The organism is Desulfoluna butyratoxydans, from assembly GCF_900699765.1.
GTDB classification, from domain to species: Bacteria; Desulfobacterota; Desulfobacteria; order Desulfobacterales; family Desulfolunaceae; genus Desulfoluna; species Desulfoluna butyratoxydans.
Genome location: NZ_CAADHO010000004.1, coordinates 326,696 through 343,809, shown reverse-complemented (window position 1 = coordinate 343,809; position 17,114 = coordinate 326,696). Strand labels below are relative to the sequence as shown.

Sequence of the window (17,114 nt, the reverse complement as noted above, 5' to 3'; positions counted from 1 at the left end):
TATGAAAAACAAATCATACAAACTCTATCGACGTTCTAATAATAAAACAGAGTTCACCCCATGATGTGATCGGCAACAGCCCCGCATCATGCCGTTTTCAAGCATTCCAAACCAATGAGGTGCATGTGACGGCCGCGTTACCAAAACACCCCCACGATGTGAACTTGTTTTCCATTGCCCCACGTTTTCTTGTGGGTATGACTTCCCCTGCAATTGATACGCAATACCGTCTCCAACGCTGGTTTTAAACACTTTCGTGTTTTGACGTTTCATAACAGGTTGTACCCAGGCATACCACACCACAGCCACCGAAAAAGCCAAACCCGGAGCAATCCGGCGACGGAAAGCCACGAGTCCGCATTCCTGAAAAGTGCGGATCGTCGGGCCGCCTCTGGCACCATCTATTCACTTATTTATTTTGGAGGTAATTGTAGATGAAGAAATCAGTTCTTTCCCTCATCGTTGGTGCTGCCATCACCATCGCCCCCATGACGGCCTCTGCCCTCTCCCCCATGTCCACCGACAGCCTCAAGGACGCCACCGGTCAGGCGGGCGTAAGCATCGCCCTTGACAACATCGTGCTGTATCAGTCCGTGGGAACCACCACCTACACCGATACCGACGGCTACTACGACATGGACGCGGCCAGCGGCAAGGGCGGCGTGGCTGAAGGCGCTGCGGCTTCAGTTGTTATCGGCAACAAAGAGAAAGTAACCACCATCTACGCCATTTTGGACGACACCGATCGCGGCGGCAAGCTTGCCAGGTCTTACGGTTCGGCTTCCCTTCTCAACAACGGTGACGCCATCGGCGCCATCGGCATTGACCAGGGCGACATCCGTCCCCTGAACATTGACGTGGCCTCCCGCACCCAGGTGCTCTCCGCCGGCATGATGTTCAACGCCTCCGGCATTGCCGTGGCTGATCAGGATGCTGCCGTGACCGCATCCACCGCCGACATTGCTGCTGCTGTACAGACTGACTACACCGCCTATGTCACTGGCGGTGGTGCTGATGACTACGATACCTGGGCTGCTGCCGAAGTATCACCCGGCGTCACCAATTACGATGCCTCTGTCGCAACCTTTGCCGCAGGCGGCGGAAACACCGCAGCCATTGCTTACGCAGGCACCCAGGTCGCCGGTGTTGTCATCGGCCTCCCCACCGTTGAAATCTGCACCACGGCTGATTCCTACGACGTAGGCATCGCAGCCTCCGGCGCCCACAATGACGGCGCCAAGTTCATCCACATCTCCAAGGGCAAGTCCGTTATGGCTATCCTCGGCGGAACCGTTGAGATCGCTGCTCACTAAGGGCCTGACTCATCTCACGTTTCGCATCGTATGACGCTTGACGCGGGCCCCTTTCACCTGAAAGGGGCTCGTTTTTCACGCACCGAGCCAGACAAAGCCAAACCCGGAGCAATCCGGGGACGGAAAGCCAACGAGTCCGCAAGCGGTGAAACCACCTGAGCAATGAGTGGGGCGGATGGTCGGGTTGCCACAGTGTCTGAGGATATCATGCCCATGACAAAGCCCCTGGTACCAACCGGCACATCCCCGCGCCGTTGTTTATCCGGCATGGCGGGAAGCCTTGCCCGCAAAAGCCATGGCTTCTTCACGCTCCTGGCCGTACTTTTTGCCCTGCCTTGCACCGCCCTGGGGCTGCATGCCCTCTCCGACGAGCAGATGAAAAGGGCCACCGCCCAGGCGGGAATCAGCATCGCCATGGATGATGTGGTCATCTACCACCACACCGACGCCTTCCGTCTCACCGATCCCGGCAACCCTTCCGGCACCATGGAATTCCAAAACATCGAATCCCTGACCACCATTGATGTGGGAACCTCGGATGTGAACGGCGACAATTCCATGGGCTGCATCACCCTGGACATGTTCACCGTCTCCGACGCAAACAGCCCCATCAACGGGACGCCCCTGATCTACCTGGCGGGGGAAGATATCGATTACCACAAAGACCTTACCGTCGAGTCCATCCTTGTCTGCGGCAACGACATCGGTTCAGCAGCCGTCGACAACCTCTCCATGCCCTCCTTTCATCTCTACCTCGGCGCCCACGACTGCGGGGTGGATATGGAAATTGGGGCCACCATCACCATGGACCGATTCTCTTACGGCACCGGCCCAGGCGACGAACTGGCCCTCTCCGGAATCACCCTGGCCGGCTCCTTTACGGACAACCCCACCGACACTCCCGGCGACCCGTCCACCTGGCAGGCTGACGGCGAATTCGTCCTGGGAGACATCACCTCAGGCAATCCGTTCACCATCGACGTGGCAACGGACACCACCGCCTCCTGGGCCGACGACGCCAACGGAGACCCCATCCCCAACCCGCGACTGGGAAGCGGGTTCATCGCCATCAACATGCCCATGGAGGGATCGTTGCGCATAGAAAGCATGGCATTCGGTGGCAATGATTTCGGGGCCCTGGCCCTGGACAACATCAAGGCCCACAAACTCACCATTGAAATCCCGGGACGGGGGTTGGGGGTACCGTAGGTCATAGGGAATAGGGAATAGAGAATAGGGAATAGGGAATAGGGAATAGGGAATAGGACGAAATAAAAAAACAGTGGTGAAGGGCAATAACAAACACAGGCTCACGGGATCACCCATGCTGACACAGACTCTTCACATAGCCTTGGCGGGCGTTTTTCCAGCAGGCAGACGAGCTGCCAGGTGGCGTGCGGCGGCCTTTGTGCTCCTTTGGTTTTTCTGTGCTGCAGCCCCGTCCCCGGCCAAGCTGAAACCCCTTGCCCCTTCGGAGATGAAAGAGACCACGGCCCAGCAGGGATTTACCCAGTTCGTCATGGACAACAACACCGCGCGGATGTTCCTCGATATCCACATGGAGACCTACACCACGGTCAATGCCTTTTCCGCCGGTTACTATGAAAAAAACGGCGTCACTGCCTGGGACCAGCAATGGTCAGAGGTTTCCATAGGAAACTCCGTAAACGATGACATGGATATCGACGGCCTCATGTTCATGGCTGATTTCAACGGCACCACCAACGAACTTCAACGCGTGGTCATCGGGAGCAACCGGCTCCAGGGAGACCTGACAGCCACCTTCAACAGTTACTCCGGGACCTACAACACCGCCCTCACCGGCGGAAGCTGGGAGGCTGCCGACCTCACCCGGGCCCCGGTGACCGAGCCCGCCACCCCAGGGGACCCGGTTCCGTCCACCACCTTTGCCTTCAACTCCGACGGATACGCAGACAAAGACATGGGGCTCTTCTTCATCATCAACATGGAAGGCCCCCAGCAGGGCGTCCAGGTGGTGGCCGGATTCGACGAGCAGTCCCTGACGCCGGGTCAGTGGTGGGACAAGCCATAAATAAAAGGCCCAAGGCGAAGGGCCAAAGGGAAAAAAGAACGCCTGACGGTTCATGCCACCGCTACCGGGTAACTTGGTTTCAAAAACAACGCGCCCGCTCACGAAAATCGGATCGCGCGACCACACACGATAAGACGGGTTTCACCGCATCACACAAAGGAATGGTTTCATGCACGCTGCCCTGGGTATCATCCTCTGCATCTGCTTTTTTGCCGGGTTCCATCCCCAAAAGGACCTCCCTCAAGGTGAGCTCAACCTTGCCGTGGGAAACGAGCACCAATTCAGGGTGCGCCAGGAGGTCTCCCCCCTCTCCGAAGACCTTTTCAAAAACATCGTCAAGCAGCAGCACGATTACAGCTGCGGGTCCGCCTCCCTGGGCACCCTCCTCAACCATTGCCTGGGGGAAAACCTCACGGAAACCCAGATCATCAACGGTCTCATGAAATTCGGAGACATCGAACAGATCAAGCGGCTCAGGGCCTTTTCCCTCTGGGACATGCAGCAGTTCGTCGGGGCACTGGGTTATGAGTCCGGCGGGTTCAACGCCGAACTCGAAGACATCAAAGACGCTGAAAACTGGCCCTGCATCGTGCCCCTGGAGCTCTTCGGCTACCGCCATTTTGTCGTTTTGAAAGGGGTACACAAAGACCACGTCATCGTGGCAGACCCCTGGCGCGGCAACGGCAGCTACACCATCAGCCAGTTTGAAAAGATGTGGTACAAGAGCATTCTTTTTAAAATCTTCCCGGACAAAGGGTGCGTGGCCTCCGGCCTGCGGCTGAAAGATGAAGACATGCGATTCATCGATCAGGACATGCAGCGGAGCCTCGTCTTCGATCTGGAACCCCCCTTTGATATCCCCAAAGAACTTGAAACGGATTTTTATGTCGGGCCGTCGCAGCGCTACAAGCCGTAACGCCCATTTTTGCTATTGCGGGGTCCTGTCCGAGGGTCCGCCACTGTTGCCACAGACCAAGGAGATTCTATTGACGAGGCGCCTACACATACTCCCCTTTCTGATTTTCGCGGTTCTCTTCTCTTCCGTTGCCCTGTGCGAGGAGTCGCAGGAGGTGCAGCAACTCAAGGAAAAGCTCCAGCTCCTCGAAGAGAGGCTCTCACAGATGGAAAAAGAAAACGACGTCCGAAAGGAGCTGCAAAGCACGGAAGAAGAAAAAAAAGGGTCCACGGAGGACGTCCTCTCCGCCGCTGGCAGGGCCTACACCCTCATGCGGGAGGGAGCCCTGGGGCTGGAGTACAGCTTCCGTTACACCGGTTACACGTACGACGCCATCGTCGAGGCCTCAAAGGTCGAGCACAACGCCATGCACAGCATCACAAACGCCGTCCTCGTGGAATACCCCCACAAGGACAACATCACCCTGAGCATGAACGTTCCCTTTGTGTACAAAAAAAACAGTTCGAGCGGGTCGGACGCCAAGGACGTCACCGACCTGGGGGATGTCTCCTTCAGCGCCCAGTGGCAACCGGTGAAAGCCGGGGGCGGCACCACCTCCAAGATCCTCAGCGCCTCCCTCATCGTCCCCACGGGCAGAAGCCCCTACAAAATCGACAGCACCACGGAGATCTCCACGGGTTCGGGGGGATACGCGGTCTCTGCCGGGTTGAGCCTGAGCAAGCCCATCGACCCCCTGGTGGCCTTTGGTAGCATTCTCTACCAGCACGGCTTCGACATCACGGGCCTTAACTACAAAACCGGCACCCAGGGCGAGGCCGGAATCTACTTAAGCGAAGTCCAGCCCGGCGACACCTACTCCCTGAGCATGGGCATCGGCTATTCCCTCTCCTACAAGGTCTCCCTGAACTTGAGCTACCAGTACAGCTACTCCATGAAAACACATTACGACTGGGTGGGCATCGACGACACCCGGTCCGAGGCCACCATGTCGTCCACCTTCAGCGTCGGCACCGGATGGAATTTGTCTCCCAGGCGATCGGTCAACGTCAAACTCAATTTCGGCCTGACCAACAACGACCCTGATTTTTCCGTTTTGGTGCGAGTTCCCTTTGAGTTCGAACTTTAGCCCGGATCGTCCCGGGTCGGATGTGCTTCCATGCAAGGCATCTCCTACAGGCGCGGAGGAATAATGGACGTGTTCCGTCACAGCAAAAAACGCCCCTCACCCAGAACGGACTCCAGGCCGGACCATGCTTGGCGATGCGCCGCATGGATGGCCTGTGCCCTGCTGGTTCTCTGGGGCTCCCCTCCCTTGTCCCGCGCCGCGTTCAACGAACAGGTGGCCACCGACGCCCTGGCCCTCTCCCTGGCCAACACCGTCACCGCCGATCCCCCGGGCATCATGTCCATCCACTACAACCCTGCCGGGCTGTCCCTGCTCCCCGAAGGCAAGACCTTCGGCAACAGCCTGGTGCTGGCCCGTATCGAACGTACCGGTCGGTTCAACGCCGACCCCGACTGGCCCGGGCTCATGAGCGGCCAGTGGGGACCGGACCCCGAAAAATGGCCGGATACCTACTCCAAGGAGACGGACCCCAACAGCGACCACGCCGGTCCCGATCCCCTGGACGGCACCGAGGGCACCAACTCCGCCAACCAGATGTACATCCCCTTTGTAGGCCCCGTGGAGGTCCCGGTCATGCCCAGCCCCAACCTCGGCATCGCCTCTCGGAAAAAAAACAGCCCCTTAACCTTCGGCATTGCCAACTACGTCCCCTACGGGGCTGGTTTTGTCCACGGAGACGAAGACGACCCCTACCGGTACAGTGCCAAGAGTGTCTACACCCAGCACCTGGTCTATGCTGCCCCGGCCGCCTCTCTCAGACTTTCGGACACCCTGTCCGTGGGGGTCTCCGTGGGGTTTGCCCAGCGGGCCATGGGTGTTGAGGTGGACCTCAGGACCCCCAACGAGCTGGTGGCCATGACCCGCGTCATCGGCGACGCCACCAAGGACCTGGAGATCCCCGTGGTCTCGGAACAGACCCTTCCACCGCCCTGGCTCGGGGGCGGCCTGGGCCCCTATGAGCACGTCCTGAGCCTGCAGCTCGACGAGCTGCGGGACGATTTCGTCCCTTCGTTCAACCTGGGGCTCCTCTGGCGTCCCAAGGATTGGTTCTCCTTCGGTATCTGTTACCAGAGCGAGTCCGTGGCCGAGCTCACCGGGGAGTACACATGGACCTACAGCGACCAATTCCAGCGCCATGTGGAGTGGAACGGAAAAACCGAAATGACCATGCAAAGCGCGGGCATGCTGGATCTTCCCTTCATCCCGGTGGAGACCCAAACGGGCACGGTTACCGCCACCCAGACCCTGCCCATGCGGGTCCAGACCGGCATCATGGTCAAACCCTTTGACCGCCTGAAAATCCTGGCGGACCTCCACTGGGCCAACTGGTCCGTGGTGGAGGAGGACCGCTTTACCTTTGACCAGCGAATCCAGATCTTACGAATCGCCAAGCTCCTGGGTTACGCCCACGGCGACAACGACTACGTGGTGGAACGGGACATGAAGGACACCTGGCACTGGAGCGCCGCCATTGAATACCAGGCCACCGACAACCTCGCCTTCCGCCTGGGCTACGAACGGCGCCCCACCTCCCTGAACCAGGACCAGATGGACGCCCTCTACTTTCTCCCGGACGCCACCCTGTACGGTGCAGGCGTGGGCTTGAAACTCGACAAGGGGATCAAGCTGAATCTCACCCTGGGCCTGCTCCTCTCCGACGAACTCAAGCTGGCCAACAACGAGAGCACCAACCTCAACTCAACGGATTTCACCAAAATAGGCAACCACTATGCGGGCCTCCACTATGAGCAGGAGGCGGCCATCTACATGGCCGGGTTCTCCATCGAGATGCCCCTGGAGGTCCAGATGGAACTCCTCCACCACCAGCTGGAGACCGTCAAGCACCTGGTTGGCAAACTCAACCCCTTCAAAAAAGATAAAAAGGAGACGCATGAAGAAGTGGAAATACCGTCCCATGATATTCACTGACAGCCGCTCAGGGTTACGGGCCGTTGCGCTGAGCCTTATCCTGAGCCTGCCTGGCGCGCACATCGCCCTGGGCACGGAAGACAAGGCTTCCCATGCGCAGCGTCCGGAGGTCAGGCTGAAAGAGACCCCCGTCTCTTTAGGAAAAATCCCGGCCAATGCCAAAATCTTCGGCATCCGGGTCAACCTGCCCGACGCCGATCACCTGGCCTACGCCACCCGGGTCAACGACACCATGGCGGTCTATGTGGACGGCATCAAGGGCCCCGACGTCAAGGCCGTGGCCAAGGGCACCCCCATCTTCAGCCCCTACACAGACCGCGTGGCCTATATCGTTTATGAAGGCGACAAAGCCCGCACCGTGGTGGACGGCAAAAAAGGTCCCGCCCTTGACGGGGTTTCGGATCTCATCTTCAGCCCGGACGGCCTCTCCTGGGCCTGCAGAATTCAGGAGGGAAAAAAGCAGGCAGCCATGGTCAACGGCAACATCGGGGAGCGCTTCGATTTTGTTAGCGGCATGCCCCTGTTCAGCCCCGATTCTCAAAAAACAGCCATCCTGGCCGCCAACAACAAGGCGTGGTTTGCCGTGGTGGGGGATAAAAAATACGGCCCGTACGAAGGGGTCAAGGAGCCTGCCTTCAGCCCGGATTCACGGCGTTTTGCCTTTGCGGCCAGAAAGGAAGGAAAATGGATCCTTGTCTGCGACGGCACCGAGGGCAAGGCCTACGAAAACATCAGCGCCATCACCTGGAGCCCGAACTCCAGCCGCCTGTCGTGTGTGGCCCAGGCGGACAACATGCTCCTCATTGTTGAAGACAAGAAAGAGCACGAACCATACCGGACGGTAAGCGCCCCGCTCTTTACCCCCGACTCGGCCCGCCTCTTTTACTCTGCCCAAAAGGGGAAAAAATGGATGGTGATCACCGACGGCAAAACAGGCCCCAAATTTGACCAGCTCGGCCCCACCGTCACCAGTGCCGACTCAACCGGTCTTGCTTACGTGGGCATCAAAAAGAACAAACCCGTTGTGGTGGTCAACGGCAAAAAAGGGAAAAAATACGACTCTGTGGGCATGCCCGTCTTCAGTCCCGACGGCAGACACCTTGCCTACAGGGCCATGAAGAACAACCGGTGGTTCATGGTGCTGGACGGCACCAGGGGCACCCCGTACGACGAGGTGAGCCGACCGACCTTCAGCCCGGACTCCTCATCCGTTGCTTATACGGCCACCCTGGGCGACCGCCGGGTCATGGTGGTCGACGGCAAAGAGCAGCTCCCCTTTGACGACATCGGCCCCCCCTGCTTCAGCCCCGACGGCACCACCCTGGCCTACAAGGTCCTTGTGGACGACCAGTGGGGCATCTGCGTCAACGGCACCCTCACCGACAACCGGTACGCGGGTTTTCTCAAGGCCATCCCCATCGTCTTCGGATCCGACACCAGGCTCCACGGCATCGCCCTGAAAAGGGAACCCGAGGCCGAATTTTTCCGGCTTGAGGTGGAGATAGAAAGGGCTGAAAGGCTAAAGACTGAGGGCTAAGGGCTAAGGGCTGAGGGCTGAGGGCTGAGGGCTGAGGGCTGAGGGCTGAGGGCTGAGGGCTGAGGATAGCGGACAAAGCTGAGAATGAAAGGCTAACGTGGATATATGATGGACATTCGGCACACACGAGCACTCTTCACCGTCGCCATGCTGCTGCTGTTGCTGCACGCAGCCACAGGACGGTGCGCACCTGTGGGAAACATCGGAGACCCTGCCCTGTGGAACGGCAGGCTTTTTACGGATCCGGACACCCGGACCCTGTTTGTGGCGGTGGAGTACGACGCCCAGGACAACACCCTGGACGACCAGCAGCGAAGGGTTCGATGGGACGATCCCAGGTCGTCCACCGAAGAGGTAAGACACTATGAGCAGATCCGCTCCTCGGACAGTACCTTCACCTGCATGGGCCTGCGCATCGGTGCGGTGATGTCCGACGCCTGGACCCTCTACGCCCTTACCGGCACCTGCGACACCGAGCTCACCTTCCACCACACAGACACCACCGTCAACTTCGGCTTTGAAACCAGCAGCGATTTCGAGTCGTCGTCGGATCTCTACTTCGGCGTCGGCACCACGGTGCTCCTGCACAAGGGAACCTTTCGTGAGGACGTGCCCTTTACCCTCGGCATGGACATCACCTACCGGAGGTTTGACTTCGAAGACGACAGCTTAAGCGACAACGGCACCTTTTACTCCGCCACCCTGGATGAGATTCAGCTTGCCGTGGTGCTCGCCGCCGAACTCTGGGGCATTCATCCTTATGCCGGAGCACGGATCTCCAGTATCACGGGCAACGAGCGCTACATCAACAAAACCATCCAGAGCTACTGGTACCCCCACGGGTATATCGACTACGAAGACGACATCACCTGGTCAAAAAACGTCGGGTTTGTCGTCGGCGCCTCGGTGCAGCTTCCCGGGGCAATTTCCCTGACCGTTGAATCACGGCTCGGCGACGAGGAGGCCCTTGGGGTTTCCGCCGCTGTTGCCTTCTGACCATGGCCGGTCCCATGTGTCATACAACCCGTCGGCCTCCGGGCCGAGAACCCAGAACCCGCTCCTTCACGGTGGATCGCATCATGAACCTCAAGCACTGCACATTTGCCCTGCTCCTCCTCTGCACCGCCACCACCCAGGCCCTGGCCTCCGCAACCCTGAGCGCCGTGGCCCGATGGCCCTACACCCCGGTGGCCTCCTTTTTAAACCCGTCCCCCAATGCCGTGACCTCGGGGGCCCATGTGAACTATGCCCAGCCCCTTATCGTCTGGTCCGTGGGGGACACCGTCTCCATCCTCCAAAGCGACACCATGGCAGCGGTGAGCGCCATGCGCGTGGAGACCAGCACCGTTATCCACGACATCCACGTGAACCCCTCCCCCGGCTCGGAGACCCTTTACGTGGCAGCAGGACAAAGCGGCCTGCTCATCTACGACCTATCGGGACTCAGCGGAACGCCCTCCACCCCAGCGCCGGTCCTCAAGGGCAGCTTGAGCCAGGCCCCGGGAAACCCGGGCTCACGGCTCATTTCAGAAACCCAGACCCAGGCCGTGCCGCAGATCGACGCCAGGGGCCTGGGGTATCATGACGGATTTGTTTTCCTTGCGGACATGAACTTCGGCCTGCGGGTCATCAACGTCGCCGACCCGGAAAATCCCGTGGAAGAGCCCCTGACAACCCAGACCGCAGACCGCATCTCCGGGTACAAGCAACCCGACATCAACGGCACCTACAAAACCACCGGCGGCTATACCAACGCCACGGCATGCCGCTTCGACGGAAAGACCTTCGCCCTGGTCCTCGACTATTATCACGGCCTGCGGGTGTTTGACGTCACCGATCCCAAGGTGGTTGCCGACCCGGTGTCCAAGGACATGCGAAGCAATCTCCTGTACGGATCCATCGCCCTGGTCACGGGGCTCTTTGCCACCGAGGCACCGGACGGAAACCTCTACGCCTACGTCACGGCCATGGACGCCTACGCCGAATATTCCGTGGCCTCCAAACTCAGGGTCCTGCTTCCCGGCGCCGCCCTGGGAGCCAGCCCCATCGTCAACACCGGGCGAAGCCTCAGCCCGGGGGATGCAACAGGAATCGTGGTGGCAGATGTCACCGGATTTCTCGCCGACGGAGACAAGGGCCTTCAGGTCATCGACTTTTCGACCCCTCCGGTAGACGGCGTGGTGCTGGATTACCCCATTATCGGAGCCTACGATGCCGACACCCGAGGCTCTTACAGCGTGGACCTCATCGGCGACGACGCCTTCATGGCCGCAGCAGAAAACGGCCTGCAGAAGATCGATGTGGCCACCCCTTCTGCCCCGGCACACATCCAGACCGTCACCTCCCCGGTGAGCGGGGATGCGGTGTGGTACCATGGCGGGCATGTCTATCTTCTGGACGGTGACAGCGGCCTCTTCATCTTCAACGCTGCCGAGCCCTCGGACCTGTCCCTTGAGGGGATGTACGAAAACGACGGCCCTGCCCACGACGTGGCCGTCACCGGAAACACCGCCTGCATCGCCGACGGCGCCAAGGGGCTCACCCTGGTGGACGTCTCCACCAAATCCGCCCCGGTCCTCTTCTCCACCACAGACACCTCCGGTACCGCCACAGGCGTGGCAACCTTTGTCTCGGCCTCCAGAACCTATACCTGTGTGGCCAACGGCGCCACACAACCCTATGTGGTTGTCGAGATCACCGACCCGGCATCTCCCGGCACGCCCCGGGCCGCAAACCTCGCAGGCTTTACCCCGGGAACCGCCCGGGATGTGGCCACCCTGGGCGCCCATGCCTACTTTGCCGATGAACTGGGGCTTAAAATCGTGAACATCACCAACCCGGCTGCCCCTGCCGTGATTGCGGAAAAGGCCACCCCCGGCACCGCGGTGTCCGTTGCGGTCTTTGCCCACGAGGGCCGCACCTATGCCCTCATCGCCGACCAGGGCCGGGGCATTGCCGTGGAAGATGTGACCAACCCCCTTGCCATTCCCGGAACCGTCGCCCTGATCCCGCCACCGGCGACCGGCAGCTATCAGCACCTGGCCGTCCAAAACCAGGTGGCCTTTGCCGCCGCAGGAGAGGGAGGTCTCTTCACCTTTGACCTGAACAACCCCGAAGCCCCCGAGGCCCTGGCCTCCTACACCACCAAAAGCAGTGCTGAGCAGGTCTCTGCCTTTGTGAAAGACGGCACCGTCCACGGGGCCCTTGCCGAAAAGTACAATGGGCTGGTGATGACCGCACTGAGCCAGACCACGCCCCAGGAACCGGCCCCTCCCATGGAGAGCCCCTCCTCGTCCTCATCGAGCTGTTTCATCAACAGCGCCGAAGGCGGCCTGTAACGTCTGGCAAACCTGGTCTGAAGCCTCCGGCAACACAAAGTCGGAGGCTTTTTTTTTATGTGGGGGGAAGTGACAAAAAGAAGGGTGCGATAAAGTCGAAATTATTTCGGCGGAGGCATTTTGCTGAATAGTTACAGAAAAAATCGTTCTATAGGGGAACCTGCGATTTACTGGCCTCGCCTCAGGCGGGTGGTTGTCTGTCGCCATCCACGGGTTTGCCATGCTTCCCCCCCGGCTGTGAGGAGCAGCCCGGCGATGACAGCTGTCACCGGGGCCACCATGACCAGGCCGATGCTGCCGATCAAAATCCGGAAGACCTCGGCGGCCACCAGTTTCATATTGGCGATGCGGGAAAAGCTGGTGCCCTGGGAGACAAACACCATGAGCATGGTGAGATAGCCCCCTGAATAGGCGAGAAGAAGGGTTGTTGCCATGGTGCCGATGACCATGCGGCCCACATTGAACCCGGAGGCGATGAGCTCACGCACCCCGATATCGGGCCGCTTGGATTTGACCTCCCCCATGGAGACGCTCACGTCCATGGCAATGTCCATGGCCGCGCCCGAGGCCCCCAGCAGCACCGCGGAATAAAAAATATGCTGCATGTTCAGACCGTAACCGCCCTGGACCAGAAGCAGGGTGGAAAAAGGCGTGGTCATGCCCCCTAAATGAAGACGGGCTCCGAAAAAAAGGGTCAGCCCCAGGGTCACCCCCAGGCCGCAGACAGTGCCCAAAAAGGCAGAAATTCCCTGACGGGTGATGCCGGACACGGTAAAGATAATCACCATGGAGAGAAGCACCAGGACCACGAGGCTCAAGGGGAGAGGCGAGGCACCATCGAGGAGGTTGGGGATGTAAAAACACCACAGCACGCCCAGGGCACCCACAAAAGAAAGCAGGGCCTTCACGCCCACCAGGCGGGAATAGATCACCAGGGCCGCGGCAAAGACACCGAAGAGGGCCAGCTCCCAGTTCTGGCGATACATGTTGATGGCCTTGGCATCGGTGATGGTTCCATCCACCGCCTGCACGGCAAGGAGGATACGGTCCCCCGGCGCATAGATCTCATCCATGTCCAGCTGCCCGTTGAGGTGGTTGATCGCCCTCACCTGCCGACCCTTCCATTTCCCGTCCACGATCACCACGTTGAGGATCTGTATCCCCACGGCCCGCCTCAACACATCAGGCGTTCATGACAATGACCTTTGCGATCTCCTTCATGGAACAGCGCTTGTCCATGCTGAGCTTGCGCAGCCTCTTGTAGGCCGTATCCTCGCTGATATCGAAGGTCTTCATCAACAGGCCCTTGGCCCTGTCCACCAGCTTTCGGGCTTCCAGCTGACCACGGGCTTCCTCAACGTCGCCCTCCAGCTCGGCGATCTCGGCAGCCCGGGCCACGGCGATCTCCACCATGGGAAGAAGGGCCTCCTCCTTCACAGGTTTCACCACGTACCCGATGACACCCGCTTCTTTGGCCAGGTCCACGCTCTCCTTGCCGGTGTTGGCCGTCACCAGGAGGATTCCCCCTGCTGTCTTTTCCGAGCGGATCATGCGAGCCGCCTTCAAACCGTCCAGAAGGGGCATGTTGATGTCCATCAACACCAGATCGGGCCTGTGCTTGTGGCAGACCACCACCGCATCCAGGCCGTCGGAGGCTTCGGCCACCACATCGTAGCCCGCGCCTTCGAGAATTTCCCGGATACCCTTGCGAATCAAGGGCTCGTCATCGACTATGACAATTCTGTATTTCATGCCTGTTTCAACACCTTGTGTTATGTCATGCACCACGGGCCGTCGGTACTCGCACCGGCTCCGGGGAATCTGTTTTTGTTTTTGGGTTCATGCTCTCACCGCCCGGTCACGAGCGCGTCATCTCAACAGAGGCGTACCGAAGCACCCCGTCGAAGAAATCCAGCACCCCTTCAAGGGCCGATTCCACGCCGGCCACATCCCCCACCAGCACCAGGGAACCGCCAAAACGGTCCAGAAAGCCGATCTCCACAGCGGCCGCCTTGGTGGCGATGTCCGCTGCGATGATCACCCCTTCCGGCGGGGTAATGGTGAGGATGCCGATGGCGTCCCCGGCCTCGTCGTCGAGGCCCAGTTTCATGTAGATCCCCTGCTGGGGGCTTGCGATCACATGGGCCAGGGTCACCTGCTTACCCGGCACATACTCCTGGATGACCCGCTGTTTGTGTTCGTTTGCCTCTGTCTTCACATCATCTCCAAAAATGTTGGCCTTACCCCGGATATTTCACGAGTCGAGTGCACCCATATTCAAGGCATCAGAGCTGCAGATGTAGTGGTTTACCTCAAGGCTCTGATAACGCAGAAGATGGGTGCACTCGGCTCGCCCGAAGGGTGAGAAAATCGAGCAGAAAGCCATGAATTCATTTTGTATTTTTGAAATATCTATTTTTTTTTACAGTAACGACCCCTATGAACACTCCATTACCTCGGTCTGGCCGTTTTCTCATGAAATATCCGGGATAGAATCAATCCAACATGGTACGGCTGATGATTTCGTCCTGCACCTCTTTGCAAAGTTCCACGAAAAAGGCGCTGTACCCTGCAACCCGAACCATGAGGTCACGGTACTCCTCGGGTGACTCCTGGGCCTTTTTCAGGGTGTCGTTATCGATATAATTGAACTGCATCTGCCCGTTGCCGAAAAGAGAGGCCGTGCGGAGCAAGGCGATGAGCCCGGCCTCGCCCTGGGGTGTCTCCAGGGAGCCTTCCATCAGCTTGAAGTTGTGAGCCATCCCCAGGCTCATGGACTCCACATTGAGTTTTCCCACGGACTTGATGACGGCCGTGGGGCCCTTGGTGTCGGCCCCCTGGGAGGGACTCATGCCGTCCGACAGGGGCGCGCCGGCTAAGCGGCCGTTGGGTGTGGCCCCCACCATCTCACCCAGGGGGGTGTTGAAGGACTGGGACAGGGTACCGTGGATCATGCGGGCGTAAAGGGTGGTGAACCCGTTAATGGTTTTCTCGGTGTAGTCCACGATGTCCCGGGCGATAAAATCGGCAACGTCGTCGTCATTGCCGTATTTGGGCGCCGAAAGGCAAGCCCGGCGAATCTCTTCATACCCTTTCCAGTCGGCATCCATGGCTGCTTTGAGCTCGGCAAGGGTGACCTTTTTCTCATCAAAAACGAGTTTTTTCACGGCGGCCATGCTGTCCACGTAAGTGCCCAGCCCGGCAAAGATCGTTCCGGGCCCTTCGTAGAGCACTGCGCCCCCTGCGGTCACGTCTTTGCCGCTCTGCATACACCCGTCCACGAACAGGGACATATAGGGGGTGGGCATCATGTCCCGAACCAGGGTCTGATTGATCACCGTGCCCCTGGCCGTGAGGGCCATGATGTGGTCCAGCTGCTTTTTCACGGCCGCGTCAAACTGCTCGAAGGTGGTGAACCGGTCCAGCTCGCCGGTATCGAGCCCCTGCCTGTCGGGGCCGTAGGATGCCAGCACACCGCGGTTGAAGACAAACTCAATGGCAATGGGCCACTGGGTAAAGCCCCCGGCCGTCCACTGATGAATCCGGCCGGATTTCTGGGGTTCCACGCAGCCCATGAGGCTGTAATCCCGGGCGTCCTCAAAATCAAAGCCCTTCCTCAGCATCATCTTGATGTGGGCGTCGTCGAAGTGGCAGGCGGGCATGCCGCCCCCGGCCTTGATAACCTCCACCACCTTTTGAAGATACGCCTGGGGGGACTGGTTGTGGATGCGGCAGGCCAAGGAGGGCTGATAGACCCCCACCCTGGCCACGGCATCCATCACAAGGTAGGTCAAGTCATTGGTGGCGTCCCCGCCCTCGCGCTTCTGGCCGCCCACGCACAGGTTGATAAAGGGCATGTACCCGGCAAAGTACGTGGCGGTGGCCTCCGGGGTGTACCAGATCATCTCCGAGCACTTGATGATGAAGCAGCCCATGAGCTCAAGGGCCAAGGCGTCGTCCAGGGTCCCCGCCTTGAGATCTGCTTCAAAGCAGGGATAGACGTACTGATCAAAACGGCCCAGGGAGGTGCTGCACTGGTTCTCTTCCATGAGAAAGAGGGACTGGATGGTCCAGATGGACTGAAGCGCCTCCTGGAACGTCTCCGGCGGATGGGCCGGAACCCGGGCGTTGACCTCGGCGATCTTATCAAGTTCGGCCCTGCGCTTCTCATCCTGCTCCCTGCCTGCAAGCTCGCGAGCATGGGCCGAAAGGCGCTCAGCATAGATCAGGATCCCCTCGCAGGTTTCAATGGCCGCCTGATAAAAGGATATTTTGTCCTTGTCTTCGGGGGCGTCGCCGGAGAGCTCTGCCAGATGGGCCTCGGCTTCGGCCTTGATGCCGCCGATCCCTTTGGTAAAGAGAATGATATCGTAGCCGGGGCTGGTGTCTCCGCCGCCGCTTGACATGTGATAGGTCAGATCGCTTACGCAGGACTCGGCACCGAACTCCCACAAGCCCTCTTTGCGAAACCAGTCTTCGCAGGCTTCCTCAAGGGACTTGCCTTCCCAGAAGGGAAAAATCTCTTCCCTCAGAATTTTTTTGTCTTCCTCGCTGATCACATACGGGTCCTGGGGACGGGAGCCGATGGTGTCGAGTTCATCACGCACCCACTTCCAGGCTGTGTCCGGTGAAAAGGCCCCTGCCCTTGCCCTGCCGCAGGGGTGCCCCACAATCAGTTCGTCGTCCTGAATCAGCATGGGTGCTGTCTCACAGGCCCTCTTAAAGCCCATGGCTCTGCGCAGGTTGTTGGGCAGCTCGGGGTACTCTCCGGCCACTGCCGTATAGGCCTGGGCACGGCCGATGGTCATGCTCGGTTTGACGCTGAGATACGCCTCTTTCAAGCGGGCAAGGCGCGCCGGAAGCTGGGCTCTCTTTTGACGGGGGTCTGTTGCGGGGTTCATT

The 17,114-nt window shown here is 59.4% G+C and carries 13 protein-coding genes and 2 riboswitches; of the genes, 9 read left to right on the top strand and 4 right to left on the bottom strand.

Going from position 1 to position 17,114, the window contains the following annotated elements; all coding sequences use genetic code 11:
• Positions 1-306: 306 nt before the first annotated feature.
• Positions 307-393, top strand: a riboswitch (cyclic di-GMP riboswitch).
• Between the two features lie 41 nt (positions 394-434).
• The 9 genes from MSL71_RS13670 (at position 435) to MSL71_RS13630 (ending at position 12,212) form a co-directional block, all read left to right on the top strand.
• Entirely contained in the window at positions 435-1,313 is an 879-nt protein-coding gene (locus MSL71_RS13670; RefSeq protein ID WP_180141216.1) for a DUF6160 family protein, read from the top strand.
• 86 nt (positions 1,314-1,399) lie between these two features.
• A riboswitch (cyclic di-GMP riboswitch) is annotated at positions 1,400-1,505 on the top strand.
• A gap of 21 nt (positions 1,506-1,526) precedes the next feature.
• Complete coding sequence (locus tag MSL71_RS13665) at positions 1,527-2,522, top strand: DUF6160 family protein (RefSeq protein WP_180141214.1); 996 nt, start codon at positions 1,527-1,529, stop codon at positions 2,520-2,522.
• Between the two features lie 199 nt (positions 2,523-2,721).
• Positions 2,722-3,366 (top strand): hypothetical protein, encoded by a 645-nt coding sequence (locus tag MSL71_RS13660; RefSeq protein WP_180141212.1) that lies wholly within the window; start codon positions 2,722-2,724, stop codon positions 3,364-3,366.
• Positions 3,367-3,535: 169 nt separating this feature from the next.
• On the top strand, positions 3,536-4,282 hold the full coding sequence (locus MSL71_RS13655; protein WP_180141210.1) for a C39 family peptidase: 747 nt from the start codon (positions 3,536-3,538) through the stop codon (positions 4,280-4,282).
• A 70-nt stretch (positions 4,283-4,352) separates the two neighbouring features.
• Positions 4,353-5,408 (top strand): transporter, encoded by a 1,056-nt coding sequence (locus MSL71_RS13650; RefSeq protein ID WP_180141207.1) that lies wholly within the window; start codon positions 4,353-4,355, stop codon positions 5,406-5,408.
• A gap of 63 nt (positions 5,409-5,471) precedes the next feature.
• Complete coding sequence (locus tag MSL71_RS13645) at positions 5,472-7,337, top strand: OmpP1/FadL family transporter (RefSeq protein ID WP_180141205.1); 1,866 nt, start codon at positions 5,472-5,474, stop codon at positions 7,335-7,337.
• Positions 7,300-8,874 (top strand): TolB family protein, encoded by a 1,575-nt coding sequence (locus tag MSL71_RS13640; RefSeq protein ID WP_180141203.1) that lies wholly within the window; start codon positions 7,300-7,302, stop codon positions 8,872-8,874. The genes MSL71_RS13645 and MSL71_RS13640 overlap by 38 nt, the downstream gene beginning before the upstream one ends.
• A 105-nt stretch (positions 8,875-8,979) precedes the next feature.
• Positions 8,980-9,870, top strand: a complete 891-nt coding sequence (locus MSL71_RS13635; protein ID WP_180141201.1) for a hypothetical protein — start codon at positions 8,980-8,982, stop codon at positions 9,868-9,870.
• A gap of 83 nt (positions 9,871-9,953) precedes the next feature.
• A complete protein-coding gene (locus tag MSL71_RS13630) occupies positions 9,954-12,212 on the top strand; it encodes an LVIVD repeat-containing protein (protein ID WP_180141199.1) in 2,259 nt (752 codons plus the stop codon).
• 167 nt (positions 12,213-12,379) lie between these two features.
• Here the strand turns inward: MSL71_RS13630 and MSL71_RS13625 are convergent, their stop codons facing one another.
• The 4 genes from MSL71_RS13625 to cutC form a co-directional block, all read right to left on the bottom strand.
• Entirely contained in the window at positions 12,380-13,378 is a 999-nt protein-coding gene (locus tag MSL71_RS13625; RefSeq protein WP_180141197.1) for a YibE/F family protein, read from the bottom strand.
• Positions 13,379-13,394: 16 nt separating this feature from the next.
• A complete protein-coding gene (locus MSL71_RS13620) occupies positions 13,395-13,964 on the bottom strand; it encodes an ANTAR domain-containing response regulator (protein ID WP_180141195.1) in 570 nt (189 codons plus the stop codon).
• A 106-nt stretch (positions 13,965-14,070) separates the two neighbouring features.
• Positions 14,071-14,430, bottom strand: a complete 360-nt coding sequence (locus tag MSL71_RS13615) for a BMC domain-containing protein (RefSeq protein ID WP_246317792.1) — start codon at positions 14,428-14,430, stop codon at positions 14,071-14,073.
• Positions 14,431-14,707: 277 nt separating this feature from the next.
• Positions 14,708-17,113, bottom strand: a complete 2,406-nt coding sequence (gene cutC / locus MSL71_RS13610) for a choline trimethylamine-lyase (protein ID WP_218951027.1) — start codon at positions 17,111-17,113, stop codon at positions 14,708-14,710.
• Position 17,114 lies beyond the last annotated feature (1 nt).